Annotated in this window: 21 protein-coding genes; 3 read left to right on the top strand and 18 right to left on the bottom strand. The window is 52.2% G+C overall.

Annotated elements, in window-relative coordinates:
* Positions 1-43: 43 nt before the first annotated feature.
* Positions 44-451, top strand: a complete 408-nt coding sequence (locus tag M8Q36_RS11695) for a flagellar protein FlhE (RefSeq protein WP_249880986.1) — start codon at positions 44-46, stop codon at positions 449-451.
* 58 nt (positions 452-509) lie between these two features.
* Here M8Q36_RS11695 and fliT read toward each other — a convergent pair whose 3' ends face one another.
* From fliT to fliD, 3 genes are read right to left on the bottom strand one after another with little or no spacing between them, the layout of a single operon-like run.
* Complete coding sequence (gene fliT, locus M8Q36_RS11690; protein ID WP_249880985.1) at positions 510-848, bottom strand: flagellar protein FliT; 339 nt, start codon at positions 846-848, stop codon at positions 510-512.
* Entirely contained in the window at positions 841-1248 is a 408-nt protein-coding gene (gene fliS / locus M8Q36_RS11685) for a flagellar export chaperone FliS (RefSeq protein WP_249880984.1), read from the bottom strand. Before fliS ends, fliT begins: the two co-directional genes overlap by 8 nt.
* A gap of 47 nt (positions 1249-1295) precedes the next feature.
* Positions 1296-2774: a flagellar filament capping protein FliD gene (gene fliD, locus M8Q36_RS11680; RefSeq protein ID WP_249880983.1), complete on the bottom strand. Its 1479-nt coding sequence runs from the start codon at positions 2772-2774 to the stop codon at positions 1296-1298.
* A 538-nt stretch (positions 2775-3312) separates the two neighbouring features.
* Between fliD and M8Q36_RS11675 the strand changes: the two genes are divergently transcribed.
* A complete protein-coding gene (locus M8Q36_RS11675; RefSeq protein WP_249880982.1) occupies positions 3313-4560 on the top strand; it encodes a FliC/FljB family flagellin in 1248 nt (415 codons plus the stop codon).
* 211 nt (positions 4561-4771) lie between these two features.
* Positions 4772-5509 carry a Thoeris anti-defense Tad2 family protein gene (locus M8Q36_RS11670; RefSeq protein ID WP_249880981.1) on the top strand — a complete coding sequence of 246 codons (738 nt, stop codon included), beginning with the start codon at positions 4772-4774 and terminating at the stop codon, positions 5507-5509.
* Positions 5510-5591: 82 nt separating this feature from the next.
* Here the strand turns inward: M8Q36_RS11670 and cheW are convergent, their stop codons facing one another.
* The 15 genes from cheW to M8Q36_RS11595 form a co-directional block, all read right to left on the bottom strand.
* Positions 5592-6101, bottom strand: a complete 510-nt coding sequence (gene cheW / locus M8Q36_RS11665; protein ID WP_249880980.1) for a chemotaxis protein CheW — start codon at positions 6099-6101, stop codon at positions 5592-5594.
* 37 nt (positions 6102-6138) lie between these two features.
* Positions 6139-8142, bottom strand: a complete 2004-nt coding sequence (gene cheA, locus M8Q36_RS11660) for a chemotaxis protein CheA (protein WP_249880979.1) — start codon at positions 8140-8142, stop codon at positions 6139-6141.
* Positions 8143-9102, bottom strand: coding sequence for a flagellar motor protein MotB (motB, locus tag M8Q36_RS11655; RefSeq protein WP_249880978.1), 960 nt, complete (start codon positions 9100-9102; stop codon positions 8143-8145).
* A complete protein-coding gene (motA, locus tag M8Q36_RS11650) occupies positions 9099-9989 on the bottom strand; it encodes a flagellar motor stator protein MotA (protein ID WP_249880977.1) in 891 nt (296 codons plus the stop codon). The genes motB and motA overlap by 4 nt, the downstream gene beginning before the upstream one ends.
* Positions 9990-10065: 76 nt before the next feature.
* A complete protein-coding gene (gene flhC, locus M8Q36_RS11645; protein WP_249880976.1) occupies positions 10066-10614 on the bottom strand; it encodes a flagellar transcriptional regulator FlhC in 549 nt (182 codons plus the stop codon).
* A gap of 14 nt (positions 10615-10628) precedes the next feature.
* Positions 10629-10976 carry a flagellar transcriptional regulator FlhD gene (flhD, locus tag M8Q36_RS11640; RefSeq protein WP_131408953.1) on the bottom strand — a complete coding sequence of 116 codons (348 nt, stop codon included), beginning with the start codon at positions 10974-10976 and terminating at the stop codon, positions 10629-10631.
* A 185-nt stretch (positions 10977-11161) separates the two neighbouring features.
* On the bottom strand, positions 11162-11890 hold the full coding sequence (locus M8Q36_RS11635; protein ID WP_249880975.1) for an RNA polymerase sigma factor FliA: 729 nt from the start codon (positions 11888-11890) through the stop codon (positions 11162-11164).
* Positions 11891-12019: 129 nt separating this feature from the next.
* Positions 12020-13681, bottom strand: a complete 1662-nt coding sequence (locus tag M8Q36_RS11630; RefSeq protein WP_249880974.1) for a methyl-accepting chemotaxis protein — start codon at positions 13679-13681, stop codon at positions 12020-12022.
* A gap of 107 nt (positions 13682-13788) precedes the next feature.
* Positions 13789-14712 carry a flagellar hook-associated protein FlgL gene (flgL, locus tag M8Q36_RS11625; protein ID WP_249880973.1) on the bottom strand — a complete coding sequence of 308 codons (924 nt, stop codon included), beginning with the start codon at positions 14710-14712 and terminating at the stop codon, positions 13789-13791.
* A 47-nt stretch (positions 14713-14759) separates the two neighbouring features.
* On the bottom strand, positions 14760-16400 hold the full coding sequence (gene flgK / locus M8Q36_RS11620; protein WP_249880972.1) for a flagellar hook-associated protein FlgK: 1641 nt from the start codon (positions 16398-16400) through the stop codon (positions 14760-14762).
* A 101-nt stretch (positions 16401-16501) separates the two neighbouring features.
* Complete coding sequence (flgJ, locus tag M8Q36_RS11615) at positions 16502-17464, bottom strand: flagellar assembly peptidoglycan hydrolase FlgJ (RefSeq protein WP_249880971.1); 963 nt, start codon at positions 17462-17464, stop codon at positions 16502-16504.
* On the bottom strand, positions 17464-18582 hold the full coding sequence (locus M8Q36_RS11610) for a flagellar basal body P-ring protein FlgI (RefSeq protein ID WP_249880970.1): 1119 nt from the start codon (positions 18580-18582) through the stop codon (positions 17464-17466). The genes flgJ and M8Q36_RS11610 overlap by 1 nt, the downstream gene beginning before the upstream one ends.
* Before the next feature lie 3 nt (positions 18583-18585).
* Entirely contained in the window at positions 18586-19245 is a 660-nt protein-coding gene (locus tag M8Q36_RS11605) for a flagellar basal body L-ring protein FlgH (protein ID WP_249882760.1), read from the bottom strand.
* A gap of 103 nt (positions 19246-19348) precedes the next feature.
* Positions 19349-20131 (bottom strand): flagellar basal-body rod protein FlgG, encoded by a 783-nt coding sequence (gene flgG / locus M8Q36_RS11600; RefSeq protein WP_017459383.1) that lies wholly within the window; start codon positions 20129-20131, stop codon positions 19349-19351.
* A gap of 23 nt (positions 20132-20154) precedes the next feature.
* Complete coding sequence (locus M8Q36_RS11595; protein ID WP_249880969.1) at positions 20155-20901, bottom strand: flagellar basal body rod protein FlgF; 747 nt, start codon at positions 20899-20901, stop codon at positions 20155-20157.
* Between the last annotated feature and the right edge of the window lie 7 nt (positions 20902-20908).

Genomic DNA, 20908 nt, shown 5'->3' with positions numbered 1-20908 from the left:
CTGCGGCGTTCGCACACATAACGGCTGCAACTGGCACAAGCTCATGAAATCACTGGCATTACTTCTTCTGGCGCTGCAGGTTTCCCCTGCAGCGTCCGCACAAACTACTGGCGCCTGGAGCGCCTCGTCCGCTGGCGGCAGCGTTACCATCGGTAAGCAGTTACTGCGTGGACGCCCGCTTTTCTCTCCTGAATCCCTTTCCCCTTCGGCGCAAGCGGTGCGTATTTCATGGCGCATTACGCTGCTCTCCCCTCCCCCGCCAGGGCTGGTGATTAAGCTGTGCCGCATCGATAAATGCATTCCATTGCCCGCCCTTTCCGGCGAGCGTCGCATTGATGTTCCGCTGGCGGCGAACGGTGAGTTCCGCTTTATCTATTCCGTCAACAGCCTCGGCCAGCTACAGCCGGCGCTCAATGTCGTACGTAATCAGTTAACCGTAAATTATCGTTAAGCAGAAAAAACGAAAGGCTATGCGGACAAATGCTGTTCCGCTAGCCTTTAGGGGAAGATTAATGCAGTGAAGGGGCTTGATGTTGGGAGTAAAGCTGGCTGCACCGGGCACCACGATGTATAGAGGATAAATTCTGTTTGAGGGTGTTAAGACGCGCCTGCAAATTACGCGTTATTTCTGCTTCATTCGCCAGTAATGCTTTTAACAGCACCTTCAATTCTTCTTTGACCATCATCGAAAGCGCATCGGTACTATGGGTTAAAATATCCTGCTTTTTAATCACATAATCCGCTGCGACTTCAACGAAATCATCCCAGCGTTCCTGTTTCGTCATCTCCAGCATCGCTAAGTTCATATCAAATAATTCACGGTAATACTGCAAAATACTCTCAGCCATAACGCACTCGCTTTTGTACCGGCTCAATCTCTTTCCAGGTTGCGGCCAGTTTCATTAACAGGCTGTCGACATGTTTTAACGGCTCGGGTTCGTTACGTAAATTCGCTTCCAATAAGGTGCGCGACATATATTCGTACATCTGCTCAAGATCGGCGGCAATATCCTGGCCTTTCTCGTGATCGAGCGCGGCGCGCAATCCGTTATCGATAATATTAATCGCTTTGGAGATCATTTTGCCGCGCTGGGCGACATTGCCTTTTTCAAAATAGATTGAGGCCTGCAAAATAGCGCTGTGCGCGCCGTCAAACAGCATGGAAATTAATTGGTGCGGTGTCGCGCCAGATAATTTGCTTTGCAGCGATACCTGCGCATAGGCGTGAGTGCCCTGAGATGCATACATATGCGGCTCCTGAAAGCAGGCCCGCAAAGGCCTGCTGATAACAAAAATTAAAGGGTGGAAAGCAGAGACGTCAACTGGCTGCTCATGTTGTTCATGTTCGACATTACAGTATCCAGGTTCTGGAACTCGACACGGTAACGTTCAACCTGGGCATCAATCAGCTTCTGCGTTTTGTCGATCTGCGTTTGCGCGAGTTTAGATTGCGTTGTCAGGCTCTCGGTCGCGGTATCGATAATGCCGTCGGTCTTGGTTTTGCTGTCGCCGAGGTACTCTTTCAGAATCGAACCGAGCGACGTTGCCAGCCCTTCGCTGGTACCACGTCCGGCGAACATATTGGAAATTTGTTCCGGGCTATCGGCAATCGCTTCATCCAGCGTATCTTCATCCAGCGTCATCTGGCCGGTCTGGGCATCAATGGAGATACCGAGATCCGCCAGTGACGCGTAAGAGGCGTCCGCGTCGCCGTACACACCGTTCACGGTGGAACGGATTTCGCTCACCAGCCCGCGCAGGGTGGAATCGCCCATCAGCGCGCCGCTCTTCGTGCTCTGCGTGGCAACATCTTCATCGCCAAGACCGGAAGTATCGGCAGCAACATATTTACTGGCCGAGGTGGTTTTATCCAGCAATGCGTTGTATTGCTTAACAAAATCTTGCAGGCTGGTTTTGATTGCCGAGGTATCGTTGGTCAGCGTGAGCTGCTCAGCATCGCCGTTTTCCGACACTTTTTTCAGGTTCAGCGTCACGCCATCAATGATGTCATTGATGTTGTTGGTTGAACGCGTGTAGTCGGAACCGTCGACGCGCAGTTTCGCATCCTGCGCATCCGAAACGGAGATCATGTTGTCACTCATACCCGGATCGTTAACGACCTGACCCTGAGCATCAATATGCTGACCGCCATTTGAAGTATCCAGCACGCCGGCAAGCGAGGCGTCGCCATCAACCTTGACGCTCATCTGCCCGTCGGAGCCGGTGGTTTTCGAGCTCAGTACCAGTTGATAACCGTCATCGGTACGCTGAACGGATGCGCTGACATCGCCTTTCTCTTTATTGATCGCTTTTGCAATCTGGTTCAGCGAGGTTTCATCATCCTTCAGCTCAACTTCCATCGTTTTACCATCGTTCTGGGTGATGGTGATGGTGCGCGTACCGCCCGAGGTATCAGTACCGAGCGCGGCATTCGCATCGGCTTGTGGTTGCGTTTTCAGTTTATGCGCGGCGGCTAACTGCGAAATCGTCACCGAGTGGCTATCGGCCTGCGCGCCGCTACCCGCGACAGCGGAAAAGGCTTCGTTGGCGCTGACGGTCATTTTGCTAAACGCGTCGCCGCCCATGGTGGTAACGCTTTTTTGCAGGTTCGACAGCAGGCTGGAAATCTGGCCCCAGGCCGAAATTTGCGAGTCGTACTTGCTTTTCAGGCTGGTATACGGCGTCAGGCGCGTTTGTTCGCCCGCTTTCAGCTGATCCAGCATCGACGCCGTATCAATCCCGCCAGTACCAACCCCTAATGATGATATAGCCATTTCTTCTCCTGTCGGAAATGTATATTTGCGGTAATTCTCTATTAAGCTATCGGCGCGGGAAAATAAAAGATGAATTTTTTACCTTCACAACACTATAAAGGAAAGACGCACGTTTCATCGGCTATTTTCAACAATTCCCGTTGATTACAAAAGAGCAAACACCGCACATAAAGCAGCAAAAAGTCATTCCTGATAATTAGCAACAAAAGTGATAGCAATTTATCGCTTCGCGTTCAATAAAACCCCCTTCCTTATATAGCAAGAAAGCCGCATCAAAATTCAAAGGAAAAAGACAAAAAAGTAATTACGCAAAATACGCACGGTTTTGTTGGCAATTTAAAAGATAAACCACAAAGACGCATAAAATATCAACGATATAGCACCAAAAACCGGTTAAAAAACAAAAAACGACCAGCCAATAAAAAAGTTTTTCGCGCAAAAGATTTTAGTCATTTTTTATAAGGCCGATTTATTAAGTATGCGAACGAAATGACGCATAACCATACTCTGTATAGTAAATTGTGTATAAGGAAACCCCATGTCCCAGGTTATTAATACCAACGCCCTCAGCCTCGTCGCCCAAAACAACCTGAATAAATCTCAGGGCTCTCTGGGTACTGCAATTGAACGTCTGTCTTCTGGTCTGCGTATTAACAGCGCCAAAGACGATGCAGCAGGTCAGGCAATCTCTAACCGCTTCACCGCTAACATCAACGGCCTGAGCCAGGCTTCCCGTAACGCCAACGACGGTATCTCCATCGCGCAGACCACTGAAGGCGCGTTGAACGAAATCAACGACAACCTGCAGAACATCCGTCGTCTGTCTGTACAGGCGCAGAACGGCACCAACTCTGATTCTGACCGTCAGTCCATCCAGGACGAAATCGACGCGCGTCTGTCTGAAATCAACCGTATCTCTGAACAGACTGAGTTCAACGGCGTGAAAGTACTGAGCAAAGACCAGAGCCTGTCTATCCAGGTTGGTTCTAACGATGGCCAGACTATCGATATCCAGCTGAACAAAATGGATTCCAGCACTCTGGCGATGGACGGTTTCAACATTGCTGGTGGCGTTGATCCTAGCACTCTGACTGCGGCTACCGAGGTAAACGTAGATCTTAAAATTAAATCTGACGGCAGCAACGTCGTTGATACCACCGGTACTGCGACCGTTGACGCTGTTGTTAAAGGCGATGACGGCAAAGTATACGTTCAGTCTGGTTCTGACTACTACGAAGCAACCATGAACGCGACTGGTGATGGCCTGGAGTTCGACTCTACCGCTGGTGCTACAAACCCTGCCGGTGTGACCATGGGTAAAGACACTATGGGTTCCAGCGTTGAGATGGCAGTGACCGCTGACCTGACTACCAACGGTATTACTGATGCTCTGATGACCGACGGTGAAGGTAAATACTACCTGCAGAACGCCAACGGCAACCTGACTGAAGCAAAATTCGATAACCTGGGTGAAATCTCCCAGGGTAAATCAGTTTCCACTACTCCGGCAACTGACGATCCGCTGGGTAAAGTTGACGACGCGCTGGCTCAGGTTGATGAACTGCGTTCTGGTCTGGGTGCGGTACAGAACCGTTTCGCTTCTGTAATCAGCAACCTGAACAACACCGTTAACAACCTGTCTCAGTCTCGCTCTCGTATTCTGGATGCTGACTTCGCTTCTGAAGTTTCCGAAATGAGCCGCGCGAACATCCTGCAGTCTGCTGGTACTACCGTACTGGCTCAGGCTAACCAGGTTCCGCAGAACGTACTGTCTCTGCTGCGTTAATTTCTGGTGTTTCCGGCAGGCTCCGGCCTGCTTTTTACCCACCCGCCCATTCGCCTGGGCGGGTTTTTTATTGCCTGCGATTTAACACGCCTTTCTATCCGTAATTAACCGTTTTGCACCGCGATAACACAAACGCGTTATCAGAACCTTCATCTTTCTTTTATTTCCGCGCTGGCTCTCTTTTTTATATTCCGTTTAAAGGAGAGTAGTCATGGCAGATTTAACCGCACCAGAAGGTTCATTCGCATGGGCGATGCTACAGCTTCAGGCCGGTAACCAGGTCAGCAGAAGCCTGTGGCATGATGCAGGAATGTACCTCGTCAGAAACCCGGGCTTAACAGAGCAGGTGGTGGTTGAAAATGACTGGCGTGCGGTGGCAGGTATCGCCGTGGGTACGGCATTTAACGTCTTGCCTAATATCGAGTTATGCAATGCGCAACAGGATTTTGTTCCCTGGGTTGCGACGCAGGAAGATATGGAAGCGACGGACTGGGCTGGGGTTGGTGAGCCAGGCAACAACTGGAAATTGATATTTGATATGGTGGTTGGGGCCTTGCATCCTTCGGATGGTGAGGAATATGGAGCTACTGGTTATACATCTATTATTCAAGCACCTGAATTAATCAAAAATATTCTTACTTTTTATACATGGTATCTGCCAGGACTCACTCCCGCTCAATGCGATTTCAGCACATTCTTTACCACAGACAATCTGGAAAACGATGAACAATTAGCGGCTGAACTTAATGTTGCAGGAATACAGGTCTTACTTGCCGATATAGTTTATGACCTGTCTCATGACTTCAAGGCTTACACTTTTGCCGCGACGAGTGGAAACCAGGTTCGTTTTAACTTTGACGACGTTAAAACCAGCAAAGATGTCTACAAAATACACCAGTACCTGAAAAGCCAGTTGGGTAGAACGATTCGGGTTTATATCACCTGGTGATCACCTTGCTGAAAGCAAAAAAAAGCCTTTCCCGTAAAGGAAAGGCCTGTAAGGTACAGCGCGTATTAAAAGTAAAACAAAATTAGTTAAAAGAGGCCTCGGTCACGCGTTCAATCAGCTCCATCTCTTCGCTGTTCAGCAGCTTTTCAATATCCACCAGAATCAGCATGCGCTCATCGAGCGAGCCAAGACCCAGCAGATACTGCGTGGAGAGCGTAACGGTATATTCCGGCGCAGGTTTAATCTGCTCGGCATTGAGCGCCAGCACATCGGAAACACCATCAACCACAATCCCGACCACGCGACCGCTGTCGAGGCTCAGCACAATTACTACCGTGTTGTCGTCAAACTCGGCGGAAGCCAGTTCAAACTTCACGCGCAGATCGACAATCGGCACAATCACGCCGCGCAGGTTGGTCACACCGGCAATAAACGCAGGTGTGTTGGCAATGCGGGTGACGCGATCGTAACCCCGGATCTCCTGCACTTTGAGGATCTCAATGCCGTACTCTTCTTTGCCCAGGCGGAAGACCAGGAACTCATTCCCGGCGTTGTCACCGGTTAACTGCTTGTCTGTGTTCGATAAATTCATTTTTTAACCTTTCTAAAAACTGACGTCAGGCTGCGTTTCAGTGCGCCCTGGCGCTTTTTGCCAGCGTCGTTAACACCGCGACATCCAGAATCAACGCGACGCTGCCGTCGCCGAGGATGGTCGCCGCCGAAATACCCGGAATTTTGCGGTAGTTCTGCTCAAGATTTTTCACCACTACCTGGTGCTGACCGATCAGTTGATCCACCAGTAAGGCGTAGCGGCTACCGGCGCTCTGCACAATGACGGCAATCCCTTCGCTGATATCGTAATTTTCGTCGTGAATGCCAAACAGCGTGCCCAGCTCGACCAGCGGTAAATACTCTTCGCGCACCTGCAACATGCGCTCGCCGCCGGTCATCCGGTGCAGGATGTTTTCGGAAAGCATCAGCGATTCCATCATGCTACCGAGCGGCAGAACGTAGATTTCTGAACCCACTCGCACGGACATTCCATCAAGGATCGCCAGCGTCAACGGCAGAATAATGCGGATCTTCGAGCCGCGCCCCTGCTCGGAATGGATGGTCACATGCCCGCCCATTTCCTGAATGTTACGGCGCACCACGTCCATACCGACGCCGCGACCAGAGACATCGGTCACTTTTTCCGCTGTGGAGAAGCCCGGTGCGAAAATCAGCATCCAGACATCTTCATCACTCATGTTGTCGCTGATCGTCATGCCCTGCAGTTGCGCTCGCGCCAGGATCTTCTCGCGGTTCAGCCCGGCACCATCGTCGGTCACTTCGATAATGATATTGCCGCCGTGGTGTTCCGCCGAAAGCACCAGGTTCCCCTTGTCGGCTTTACCGTTGGCGCGGCGCACATCGACCGGTTCAATACCGTGATCGAGGCTGTTACGCACCAGGTGCGTCAGCGGATCGACGATCTGTTCGATAAGACGTTTATCCAGCTCAGCAGAACCGCCGACCAGCGTCAGTTCCACTTCTTTATTGAGTTTACCAGCCAGGTCATGCACCAGCCGCGGGAAGCGGCTAAAGACATATTCCATTGGCATCATGCGAATCGACATCACCGACTCCTGCAAGTCGCGCGCGTTACGTTCGAGCTGCGCAATGGTGCTAATCAGCGTGTCGTGGTTGGTTGAATCGAGCACACCGGAAAGCTGCGAAAGCATCGCCTGGGTGATGATCAACTCACCCACCTGGTTGATTATCTGATCGACCTTCTCGACCGCGACGCGAATACTGCTGGCTTCTGTCGCTTGCGGGCGCTGGCGATTACTTTCCGGACGTGTCGCACGTGCAACCGGTGCCGCCACGGCGTTAACCTGTGCAGGCGTGGATGCCGCAGGTTCGTCGGCGATGGCAACGGGTTCGTCTTCAGCCGGTGCGGGGGCAATGGAGATCTGCTCCGGTTCGAGCACAAAACACAATACCGCCAGAATATCGTCCGGGGATGCCGTGGTGTGCAGCGTCAGTTGCAGGCTCTCATTTTCGGCCTGCAAATGGCTCACGCGGCCTAAATTGCCCATTTCATCGATCAGCGGCTGGCGATCATCTTCTTTGATTTTGCTCAGCACAATGCGCAGTCGCTGACCGTCCACGGCAGGTTTCGCCACCGGTGCCGCAACTGCCTCTGCTATTACTGTTTCGGCAGCAACTGGCGCGGCAACGTCTGTGGAAACCGCAGCGGAAGCCGTGCCGTCGAGCGCTATCTGGCGCAGCGCTTCGCAGATATAGTGGAACGTCTCCTCGTCGGGCTCTGCGGAAGCTTTATAGGCATCCAGTTGATCCTGCATAATATCTTTGCTCTCCAAAAACAGATCGCGAATAGGGCCGGTAATCGTCAACGTACCGCTGCGTACATCATCCAGCAGGTTTTCCAGGATATGCATGGTTTGCTGTAACACAGTGAAACCAAAGGTGCCCGCGCCGCCTTTTATCGAGTGCGCAGCGCGAAAAATCGCATTCAGAACTTCTCTGTCCGGTGAGTCGAGATCCAGCTCCAGCAGATACTTTTCCATATCCGCCATCAGCTCATCCGCCTCGTCAAAAAAGGCCTGATAAAAATCGCTTATGTCCATTTACTTACTCTCCTCAGGACCGCTTTTTACCGTAGATTCAACTGCCACTGCGCTGCCGCTCGGTGTCGGTGCGTTGGTGTAAGACGTGCTCTGGCTCGCCGGTGTGGCAACCAGCGTGTCGCGCAAAAGCACATCTTCTTGCATGATCTGTTTCTCTTTTTGCTGGCTCAGCATCAGGATACTGATCCGGCGGTTAATGGGATCGGCCGCATCGGAACCGGCCTGCATCATGGTGTCCGCCGTACCGATAACGCGGATAAATTTATTGCTGGCAAGCCCGGCACCGGCCAGGATGCGCCGCGCCGCGTTGGCACGATCGGAAGAGAGCTCCCAGTTGCTGTAGCCCTGCTCACCGTTGGCGTAAGGCAGTGAATCCGTATGGCCGGTCACAATGATGCGGTTCGGCATGTCGTTTAACACCGGCACCAGCGCCTGCAGAATGTTCACCATGTAGCTTTCGGGCGTCGGTCGGCCGATTTTGAACATCGGACGATCCGCGCTATCGGTGATCTGAATCAGCAAACCGTCATCGGTCAGCGAAAGCCGCAGGTTGGAGGTGAAGTTGTTCAAACGCGGATCGATTTGGATCAGGCTTTCCAGCTTCTCCCTCGCCCGCTTCAGATTGGCTTCACTCTTCTTCGCATCCAGTTGCTGCAACGTCCGCTTAAAAACTTCGCCATCTTGTTTGATGACATCTTCGCCGCCGCCGGGGATCATGCTGTCGCTAAGGCTCGCTTTATCGCCCTGCGCCAGCGTGGTTTTAATCGGCATTTTGAAATATTCAGCGATCTGCTGGCGCTGCTCCGGGCTGGAAGAAGAGAGCAGCCACATCACCAGGAAAAACGCCATCATCGCGGTCATAAAGTCCGCATAGGCGATTTTCCAGGAACCGCCGTGTGAACCATGCTTTTTATTGATGGATCTGCGGACAACAATGGTAGTGGCAGACTTCTTACTCATGTCGACTCACCCGAAGAGGATGAAGAGCTTGAAGTACGCACTTCGCGAACGTGATCTTCCAGTTCCGCGAAGCTCGGACGTTCCGTGGAAAAGAGGGTTTTACGGCCAAATTCAACGGCGATCTGCGGCGCATAACCGTTCATGCTGGAAAGCAGCATGGTCTTGATGCACTCAAGCATTTTCAGATGTTCCGCGCTATGCTGACGCAGCAGCGTCGCCAGTGGCAACACCATGCCGTAAGCCAACAAAATACCGAGGAAAGTACCGACCATGGCGTGGGCAATCAGCGCGCCCAGTTCCGCTGCCGGGCGATCGGCGGCTGCCAGGGCGTTAACCACCCCCATTACCGCCGCCACGATACCGAATGCAGGCAACCCATCACCGACGGAATTAAGGCTATGCGCCGGCACTTCATGCTCGTGTTCGCAGGTCTCAATCTCTTCATCCATCAACGCTTCCATTTCAAACGCGTTGGTATTACCGCTCACCATCAGGCGCAGGTAATCGGTGATGAAATTCATGATTTCACTGTCGGCCATCAGCCGTGGATAGGCCGAGAAAATCGGGCTGTTTTGCGGATCTTCAATATCGTTTTCCAGCGATACCAGGCCATTCTGGCGGCCTTTCGCCAGCAACAGATACATCATCGCCAGCAGATCCATATATAACGCTTTGGTGAAATGGGAACCTTTAAACAGACCAGGAAATGCTTTTAAGGTGGCCCGGATCGCTTTACCGTTATTTCCGACAATAAAAGCCCCTACGCCTGCGCCGCCGATAATTAAAAATTCGGTAGGCTGAAACAGGGACGCAAGATTGCCACCACTGAGCGCAAAGCCGCCAAATACGGTCGCGAAAACGACGATATAGCCAATAATGACTAACACTTCAACTCCTTAATAATTCAGTAATCATTCCGCAACTCTGATATCAGACCGCGCGGTGAAAATGCCGCAGCATCTGTTACTGTCGCCGATGAGAATGCGCCAGATCAGGTGTCGCTTTTTTAATTGCCCGCGAAGGTGGAAAACACAAACAGCAAGTAAAATTGGTGTTGGTATTTTCCGGCGTGGTAATAAAACGCCCGCCACACGTGCTGCACTCAGTATGTTTAACCATGCCGCAATCAATAAACCGCAGCAGCGTCCAGGCGCGCGTTAAACCTAAAACAGGCTTTTTCTCTGTACCATTCAGACTATTTTCCAGATACAGGCGATAGCCTTTGAGCATAATCTCAACGGGACGACCCAATTCGGTCTTTTGCAGATAACAATAAATGTTATAAAACATTGACGAATGAATATTTTGTTCCCACGCCATATACCAGTCGGTGGAAAACGGTAACATGCCTTTCGGCGGCGAACAGCCTTTGAGTTCTTTATACAGTTTTAATAATCTTCTGCGGCTAAGATTGGTTTCACTTTCGAGAACCTGCATCCTTGCGCCAAAAGAAATCAATTCCATGGCAATTTGCGCATCCCTGATTTCTGACATTATGCTTTTTTCACACATTACAAACTCCGCTGTCAGGATCTCGAAGGCTCTTCCCCAGAAAGAGAATTAAGCAAATCAGTGGATAAAATGATTCCGGTATGGAGACTTTGCAAAGCATCAATACGGGAATCTTTGGTCAAACAGTCAATAACTGTTTCGTTATCTATGCGTAACCGGCAAATAAGCTGACCGGTTGACGAAAGTTTAATAAGCTGAGGAAACGTCAATCCTTTCACAATATCGATAGTGGACTCACTTAAGCCCAGGCGAAATTTTGCCGTAAAGCGGTCCTCGTGAATGAGACGTTGCGCCAATAACAAATAGGAAAGATTCAAGTCCCGAATACACTGTGTCGGCTCATTAAAGTTTGTTACGTTCATTACAATTCCCCCTGTACAAGGTAATTCAAACTGCAATTACCGTCCTTTATTGCGTAACCAAGATGTAACAAGTTTAATGCCAATTTTTTAGTATAAGAAATCAAGGTTAAACGGAAATAATGAACCTAATAAGGAAAGCCGGCCTGGTCGAAATTTAATCGGTGCAAGATTTTCCTGATGCCTTATTATTCCCAGCCTCTTCCTTCCAGACGTGCACGTAAACGTTTGATCGTTTGACTATGCAACTGGCTGACGCGCGTTTCGGTAATCCCCAACAGTGAACCGACCTCTTTCATATTCAACTCCTGTTGATAATATAAATTGAGTAGCATCTGCTCGCGCTCAGGAAGCTCTCTGATCTCCTTACTGATCTGCTTTGTCAAATCGCCCAGTAAAATATCGTTGAGCGGGTCAAGATGATCCTGTTCCATTTCTGACAGCTCAACACCATCTGCCAGTAATTCCTGTAGCTCGTCGAGTGAGCAGAGCATGCTGGTATTCGTATCGGATAATACTTGCTGATATTCCTGCAAGCTCATCCCTAATTCAGCAGCAATGTCCGACTCACTTGCCACGCCACCGGCACGTTGCTCAACGCGCATAATGGCAGAAGAAACTTCACGGGTTTTACGGCGAACGCGGCGAGGTACCCAATCGTGTTCGCGTAATTCATCCATAAACGCCCAACGTAAACGCTGTGCAATATATACTGTGAGTTTGACCCCTTTTTTGGGGTCAAACTGTTCGATTGCATCCAGAAGCGCAATGGCACCCGCCTGAATAAGATCGTCAATATCAACACTCGACGATAATTTAGACTGCATCTTTAACGCTTCGTAGCGAACTAAATAACCGTATTTGGTCCACAACTGGTCTTTCTGAATTGACCCATCAGGGCTATATAATCCATTCACTATTACAATTTCCGGGATGATAATAATTGACTAAAATTATTATCGATTATCGCCAATTCAAATAGCATGATAAGCAATCGGAAAGTGGAACATATCGTGACTTTATTTCCCCACGAGACCCACAGCTAATTAAAATGTTTCCCAGTCGCCTTCAGTTTTTTTGGCAGGAACATAATCTCGCTTGGCTGCGGTAATAACAGGACGCAATTTCTCGCTGTTATTTCGCTCACGGGTAACGGCAGACACATGGCTTTCATTCACGGTGAACTGGGCAACTATTTGTTCCAGATCGCTGGCGTGCTCTTCCACACTGGTTGCAGTTCGCGCGGCGTTCTCTACCATGCTGGCGTTCTGCTGCGTCACCAGGTCCATTTCATTAACGGCCTGCGCAATCTGGTTAATACCGGTGCTTTGTTCATCCGATGCGGAGGTAATTTCCGCCATAATGTCGGTTACCTGAATAACGGATTTCACAATTTCCTGCATCGAAGAACCAGCCAGTTCGACTTCCTGGGAACCGATATTCATATTGGCAACACAGGTGTTGATCAACTGGCGGATCTCTTTCGCCGCATCGGCACTGCGTTTCGCCAGGTTACGTACTTCACCGGCAACAACCGCAAAACCACGACCCTGCTCACCGGCACGCGCCGCTTCAACCGCCGCGTTAAGCGCCAGGATGTTGGTCTGGTTTGCAATGCTATCAATCACGCTGTTGATGTCGGCAATTTGACGGGAGTTCACCGTAATTTCCGTCATGATCTTATCAAGGTTGGTCATCACTTCGCCGCCTTTCTGCGCGCTGACGCTGGCGCTTTCTGCCAGTTGCTGCGCACTGTGGGCGTTGTCGGCGTTCTGACGAACGGTGATTTTCAGCTCTTCCATGCTGGCCGCGGTTTCCTGCAGTGCGGACGCCTGCTGCTCAGTACGCGAAGAGAGATCGTTGTTGCTGGTGGCGATTTCCTGGGCGTTGGAGTAAATCTGCTTCACGCCGCGACGAATGCCGTAAACCGTGTCGGTCAGCGACTGGCGCATGTGCTCAACTTCCTGCAACATTTTGCCGATTTCGTTCTGCGCACCCGCTTCAATTTTGCTGCTCAGGTTACCTTCAGCGATAGCCTGGAAGGAGACGATAGCTTGTTCCAGACGGCTAAAGATGGTGCGTTTCAGCCAGACACGGGAAGCCACCGCGCTAATCACCGCCAACGCCAGTGCAAAGAATGCGAAGAAGCTCATGCGCTGGGTATCACGGTGCGATGTGTCGCTAAAGCCCGTAATCAGTTGCTCAGCATGCGTCAAATATTCTTCAGCCGCTTCTTGTACGGCGACGCGGTTTTTCGCTTCGTCAATCACATCGCGGTCATACGTCGTTGGGTTTTTAATGAAGGTAGCTTTGCGCTGCCCACTCGCCAGAACCGTATCAAAACGCTTCTTAATATTGGCGGCGATGGTGCGTTCTTCTTCGGTCTGAAACGGCGTGGACATAAATTTGTCCATCTGCTTTTCGGCATTCGCGAGCATTTTTTTCGCTTTGTCGATATCGGCCTGCTCCACCGGCTGGTTAATCATGGTTGCTACCATTGCGCCGTTAACCTGAGCAATACCGCCGGTCAGGCCGACAATCGCGCTGTTCAACATATCGATATTGTTATTGGTCATTACCGCATCATCGAAGTTATCCGCCGTTGCGCGGCTGCTGACCAATGCATAGGTGGATACCATAACAATACAAGCAATTAACAACCCAAACAGGATATTAATCCCGGTGGATATTTTTAAGTCTTTAAACATAACGAAACCTAAATAATTGAGAACACGGTGAAATAACTTTTGCAGATATTTCAAGCACACATGCGAGATGAATAAAAACCCGTCAATAATGACGGGCCTGAATGGGGTTAACCCACGAAATTAAAAATCGACAGTTGCTGCATCGACTGAAATACAGTCATTGACGAATTGAGCGCGAACTCTGACATCTTTGATTGCGACAACAGCGTAATCATCGAATCCCAGTCCGAGCCTAATGTTTCCTGCAACCGGCTTTGCACATTGATATTTTGCGCTTCAGAGCTGAAGCCCAGGGCTTCAATCTGCTGCATATTGGTGCCGACGGTGGCGCGGACTTTACCGAGGTTATCAATGTTTTTCTTGATGCTGACGTTGGTGCTATCCAGCGTCGCCTGCAAAGCCTGACGATCGGCATCGTTAGTCACCGGCTGCTGCAGTTGCGTAATGGCCGCGTCCAGCGCTTTGAACAGATCGTCCGGCGAGCCGCTCAAAAAGACATCGTCGCCCGTATGACCGACCTGCATTTCGGTGCTGTCGGAAACCACCTGCGTCATCGCGGTGTCACCGCCGACATAAGTACCGTCTTTCTGGAAAGGCGCTGCCCCGGTTTTGTAACCGGCGAAAATGTAGCGCCCGTCGCTGTTTTTGGTGTTCGCCAGATCCAGCAAGTTATCGCGGATCCCTTGCAGCTCCTGCGCCAGCGCCGCGCGATCCTCATCGGAGTACGCGCCGTTACCACCGGCGACAATTTTCTGCGACAAATTTTCAGACAGCAGATTAGAGATTGAATCCAGCGTGTTATCTTCCTGGCCCAGCGCATCCTGCGCGTAGGTGCGCGCGGTGTCGTACTGGCTCATTCTGGATAACGCGTTCTGCAAAATAACCGCCTGTGACGCGCCCGACGGATCGTCGGAAGGCTTCAGCAGCGTTTGCCCGGCAGAAAGGCGCGTGGACAAATCGTTATAACCGGTCATCGCCTCTGACAGGCTATCAATACGGTTTTGAAACATATAACTGGTGCTAAGACGCATCGTTTATTCCTGACTTTTCATTGAGTGGCCCGGTAAACCGGGCGTACTTAGCGAATACTTAACAACGTGTCGAACAGGGTGTTCGCAGTCTGTAAAACCTGCGCGTTCGCCTGGTAATACTGAGAGAACATCTGCAAATTGACGTACTCTTCAGTGATATCAACACCCGAAACCGACTGCTGCTGAAGCGCCCACTGGTCATACACATTCGCCGAGGTGGTCATATCCGCTTTCAGCGCGCTCACCGAGGAACCGACGGAGCTGACAAGGCTGGCGTAAGCGCCAGACAGCGTCATGCCATCCACCACTTTTTCGTCCTTGATGCCAATCATCGCCAGGATGTTCTCGTTATCGCTCTGGTCGTCAGGATCGGGGGATTTCGCCGCCGCAATCTGATCGCCATCGGTGATCGCCACGGTGATGTTATCTGCCGCGCCGTCGGTCGGGTTCAGCGTGAAGCTGTCGCCCGGCTGCGGTGTGCCGCCAGGGGTAATGGAGATCCCTTCAAATTCCAGTTCGCCATTACTACCAATGGTCGGCGTGATAGCGCGGCCGTCAGCGGTGGTGATGGTCCAGTCGGTGCTGCCCGGGCCATTGAAGGTCAGTTCGTAGTCTTCCGATTTCACAGACGGAATATCGGTAAAGCTGACATCCAGTGAACCGGTGCCGGTGTTATTGATGTTGCCGACCGCTTGCGGTTTGCCGATGTTAAAAATATCGCCGCCCGCGTTGCCGTCGAGGTCGTAACCCTGGGCATTCGCTTCGTTGAACTTGTTGGCCATTTGCAGCGCCAGCTGGTTCAGTTGATCGCGCGCGGAGACCAGATCTTCATTGCGGAATTTGAACAGCCCGCCCAGCGCACCGGTGGTTTTCCCTTCGTCGAGCGGCAGGGCGTTGCCCGAAGCGTCAACATAGGCCACCACGGTTTTCGACGGGTCGCTTTCAGACGCGCTGGCCTGCAGTTCATAGGATTTGCCGCCGCTGACCAACGCCATGCCGTTTTGCATGGAGACGTTCACCGCGCCGGTATCGGTATTTTCTGTCACCTTAATACCGATCTTTTCGCTCAACTGGCTTAATAATTGGTCACGCTGATCGAGTAAATCCGCAGGCATACCGCCGGTCTGACCGTGGATCTTTTCAATTTGTTTATTCAGTGTCGCCAGCTGTTTGGTATAGGAGTTAATATCATCAACAGTCTGATTAATTTGCGTGTTGGTGCTCTGCTCCAGGCCATTTAATGTTTTGCTGTTGCTGCGATATTGGTTGGCAATGGCGTTAAATTCAGCCAGAACGCCCTGGCGAGCCGCCGGGTCAACCGGGTCTTTGCTTACCGATTCCATGGCTTCGAATAAATTATCCATGGTCACGGAAATATTATTGGTGCTATCGCCGAGCATGTTATCAATTTGGCTAACCTGCTCGTAACGGCTATTAAGGGAATAAAATTCCGTTGCCGCGCCGCGCACCTGGTTAGTCATAAAACCATTATAAGCACGCTGGACGTCGCCCACTTTTACGCCGTAGCCGAAGAAACCGTAATTGGTGGATTTACCACCCGCTTCGCCCAGAACAATATTCTGGCGGCTATATCCCGCCGTGGTGGCATTTGACAGGTTATTCCCCACCACATTCAATGCATTCTGCGCAGCGTTAAGCCCATTCTGGGCCAGATTGATTAAATTCATATGTTATCGATCCTAACCAGAGGAGGAGGTAAGACGCCCCTGATAAAAGTAGCGCTCTCTTATATTTATCGGCCTTGCAAAAATTCACTAAAGCCTGACGGTTAAAATAATGAAGAAAAATCTGAAGAATAGGCTTCAGCCGCCTGATTAACGTTATTCTTCACCTGCTGAATGATGCTGATCAATTTTTTCGCATATGCAGGATCGGTTGCATATCCGGCAGACTGCAACGCTTTTGCTGCTATTTCCGGCGATTCAGATTTCACAACATTTTTATAACGCGGACTACGACTAATTAACGACGTATAATCTTCCAGCGCCTCGGCATAGGAGGAATAGACTTTAAATTTGTCTTTTATTTTTTGCGCGACGCCACCTTCATATTCCGTGGTGGTAATTTCTGTGGTTTCACCATCCCAATCCGCCGTGGCTTTCACGCCAAATAAGTTATGGCTGGGTTTGCCATCGCTAGTCATAATTTCGCGTTTACCCCAACCGGATTCCAGCGCCGCCTGCGCAATAATTAATTGATGCGGAATACCGCTTAAACGCGCGACCGCCATCGCAGGTGCCATCATGCGGGAAATAAAGCTGCCGCCCGGAACCGACGGTATTTCCGGCTGCGCCGTGGCGGCTTTTTCCGCCTGCTGCTGTTCATCGGGGTCAACCGGCTGCAAACGCAGCGGCACGCTAATAAAGCGTGCCGGGCTGATATTAAGCGGCACTTCACGCGTCGCTGTGACATTCTCCGCCGTGGAAGCAGGTTTGCCGGTCAGTTGTTGCACCATCAGATCGGCAAAGCCCATTTTTCCTTTATCGGCGATGTTCTGCGACAGCTGCTGGTCATACATCGAGGTAAACATCTCGGACTGCTGCGTATTAAACAGGCCGTCTTTGAAGGAGGCCTGGCGCATGCTCTTGAGCATCATCTGCACGAACAGCCCTTCCATCTGTTTCGCCACCGCCTTTAACGCATCCGGAGAGTCGTTGCGGGCGGCCAGTTTCAGCTTGTCGAGGCTGTGCGCATCAAACGCCGCCCCCTGCGTCATTGCCGGGCCGATCATCAGTTAATCTCCAGACGAGCATGCAGGCAGCCTGCGGTTTTCATCGATTGCAGGATTGCCATCAAATCATTCGGCGTTGCGCCAAGGTTGTTTAACGCACGCACCACATTGTTCAGATCGGTGCTGGTGTTCACGCGTTGCAGGGAGCCGTTTTGCTCACGCACCGAAAGCTGCGTGTTCTGCGTGACCACCGTTTGCCCGCCCGCCAGCGGCGTATTCGGCTGATTCACCTGCGTGTTGTTGGCGACTTCTACCGTCAGATCGCCCTGCGCAACCGCACAGGAATCAAGGGAAACATGGCGGTTCATCACCACCGATCCGGTACGCGAGTTGATGATAATTCGGGCATCGCCCGCATCAACGCGCAGCGGAATATCCTGCACTGCCGCAAGGAAACGCACACGCGCGGCGCTGTCGGCAGGTGCGCGCAGGCTAATGCTGCGAGCATCTTCTGCAAACGCGGCACCCGCGAAACGGCGGTTGATGGCATCGCTTATCTGCTGTGCCACGGTGAAATCATCTTCATTAAGCTGGAGTTTGAGCGTGCTCTGCCCGGCAAAACTTGCTGGCACTTCACGTTCAACTGTTGCGCCGCCGCTAATGCGCGCGCCATTGAGCTGGTTGACCTGCACCCGGTTACCACCGGCCTGCGCGCCTGCGCCGGAAACCAACAAGTTCCCCTGCGCCAGCGCATAAATCTGGCTATCCGCGCCCTTCAGCGGGGTCATCAGCAGCGTACCGCCGCGCAGACTTTTCGCGTTACCCATAGAGGAAACCACCACGTCAATTTGCTGACCGGCGCGGGCAAACGGCGGCAGTTCCGCCGTCACCATTACCGCGGCGACGTTTTTGAGCTGCATATTCACGCCCGCCGGCACGGTGATACCGAGCTGCGAGAGCATATTGTTCAGGCTCTGGGTGGTGAACGGTGTCTGCATGGTCTGGTCACCGGTGCCATCAAGCCCGACCACCAGGCCATAGCCCATCAGGGAGTTACCGCGCACCCCTTGCAGAGTGGTTAAATCGCGGATCCGCTCCGCGCTGGCCTGCCCGGCCACCAGCGCAGACAGACAGCACACCAGCGCCAGGCAGCGGGTTAAGAAATTCGTTTTCATCATCAATCAAAAAGGAGAAAGGTTAAGGAACATGCGCTGCAGCCAGCCCATTTGCTGCGCTTCGTTGATATAGCCATTACCGACATACTCGATGCGCGCGTCCGCCACCTGGGTGGAGACAACAGTGTTGCTGGCGCTGATCGTGCGTGGGTTCACGATGCCGGAGAAGCGGATAAACTCAGTCCCTTGGTTAATCGCAATCTGTTTTTCACCGACAACCGCCAGGTTGCCGTTTTCCAGCACCTGTTTCACCGTCACGGTGATGGTGCCGCTAAAGGTATTTTTCGCCGCCGCGCCGCCTTTTCCGGCGAAGTCATTCGTTCCACTGATCGACGCATCGGCTTTGCCGTTGCCCACCAGACCAGCCATAAAACCAGGTACGCCAGCAACGCCGACATCGGTGGAGCCGTCACGCGAGGCACTCGCCGAGGAACTTTTGCTGGCGCTGACATTTTCCTGCAGCGCAATGGTCAGCGTATCGCCCACATTTCGTGGACGGCGGTCTTCAAACATCGGTTGATAACCATAATTCATCGCCTGCCCTGTCTGAAAAATCGAGCCATTCGCGGTAGCGGCAGCGACCGGTGCAGGCATGGCGGAGGTTTCGCCTCCAACCAACGGTTTTTGCGGAATATAGGCGCAGCCGGTAACCACGGAAATCAGCATTAAGGTCGTTGCAAAACGACAAAGCGTACGTACAGAGCAAGGGTGATTGGTCATCTCATTCACTACAGGTAAAGCAGCCGCGAGCAACGCCCGCGGCCAGGGATCAAAGTTGAGTCAGTCGTTGCAGCATCTGGTCGGACGTCGACACCGCTTTACTGTTAATTTCATAGGCGCGCTGCGTCTGGATCATGTTGACCAGCTCTTCTGCGACGTTAACGTTCGAGGTTTCGACGTAGCCCTGTTTCAGGGTGCCCGCGCCGTTTAAACCCGGTGTGGATTCATTCGGTGCACCAGACGATTGCGTTTCGCGATACAGGTTTTCACCAATGCTTTCGAGGCCAGAATCATTGATAAACGAGCTCAGCGTCAGCTGACCAACCTGCTGCGGCGCGGTCTGCCCCGGCACGGTCACGCTGACAATACCGTCGTTACCGATGGTCAGGCTTTGCGCGTCCTGCGGGATAGTGATCGCCGGTTGCACCTGGTAACCGCTGGAGGTCACCAGTTGTCCGTTCTGGTCAAACTGGAACGAACCGTCACGGGTATAGGCGGTGGTGCCATCCGGCAACTGTACCTGGAAGAAACCGCTGCCCTGAATAGCGACGTCTTTGCTGTTGTTGGTCTGCGTCAGGCTGCCCTGGCTGTGAATGCGCTCGGTCGCAACCGGGCGAACACCGGTACCCAGCTGTAAACCAGAAGGGATGGTGGTCTGCTCGGAAGACTGCGCGCCCGGCTGGCGTAAGGTCTGATAAATCAGATCTTCAAACACCGCACGCTGGCGTTTAAAGCCGTTGGTGCTGACGTTCGCCAGGTTGTTGGAAATCACATCCATATTGGTTTGCTGGGCTTCGAGGCCGGTTTTCGCAATCCATAAAGAACGGATCATGGTGTTTTTCTCCTTACCGGGACTTAACCGGCGCTCAGTAACTGGTTAGCTTTTTGTTCGTTATCATCAACGGTGGTGATGACTTTCATGTTCATGTCAAAACCGCGTGCGGTGGCGATCATGTCCACCATTGATTTCACCGGGCTGACGTTGCTGCCTTCCAGCATGCCGGGCATCAGGCGCAGATCCGCATCGGCGGGAAGTGCTTGTGCCGCAGCCGGATCGGCGACATGAAACAGACCATCGTCACCATGTTTCAGCGTGTTCGGTGTGGCGTTAACCATTTTCAGGCGCGCCACCTGCGCCAGCGCTGAAGGCTCATCGCCTGCGCCCAACGCGGTGATGGTGCCGTCCGCCGCGATAGTCAGTTCCGCCTGCGGCGGTACGGCTACCGAGCCGCCATCACCGAGCAGCGGCATACCGCGCACCCGCAACTGGCCTTCGGCATCCACTTCGATGTTGCCATCTTTGGTGTAGCCTTCACTGCCATCGGGCAGTTGCACTGCCAGCCAGCCGTTTTGCGGCATGGCCACATCCAGGCTGCGCCCGGTGGCCTGCATCGCGCCCATGGTGTTGTCGCTAAACGGCGTGGATTCCGCCACCATGGTGCGGGTTTCTATCGACGGCCCCTGCACAGGGATGGCGCGAAACGCCGCGATCTGCGCACGAAAACCGGTGGTAGAAGCATTCGCCAGGTTGTTAGAGGTCACCGCCTGGCGGTTAAGGGCCGCGTTCGCGGCCCCCATTGCGGTATAAATCGCGTGATCCATGAAGCGC

The organism is Kosakonia sp. R1.Fl, assembly GCF_023516815.1.
Lineage (GTDB): Bacteria > Pseudomonadota > Gammaproteobacteria > Enterobacterales > Enterobacteriaceae > Kosakonia.
Note: the sequence above shows the minus strand (reverse complement) of the source record. Positions and strands in the feature narration are given on the sequence as shown.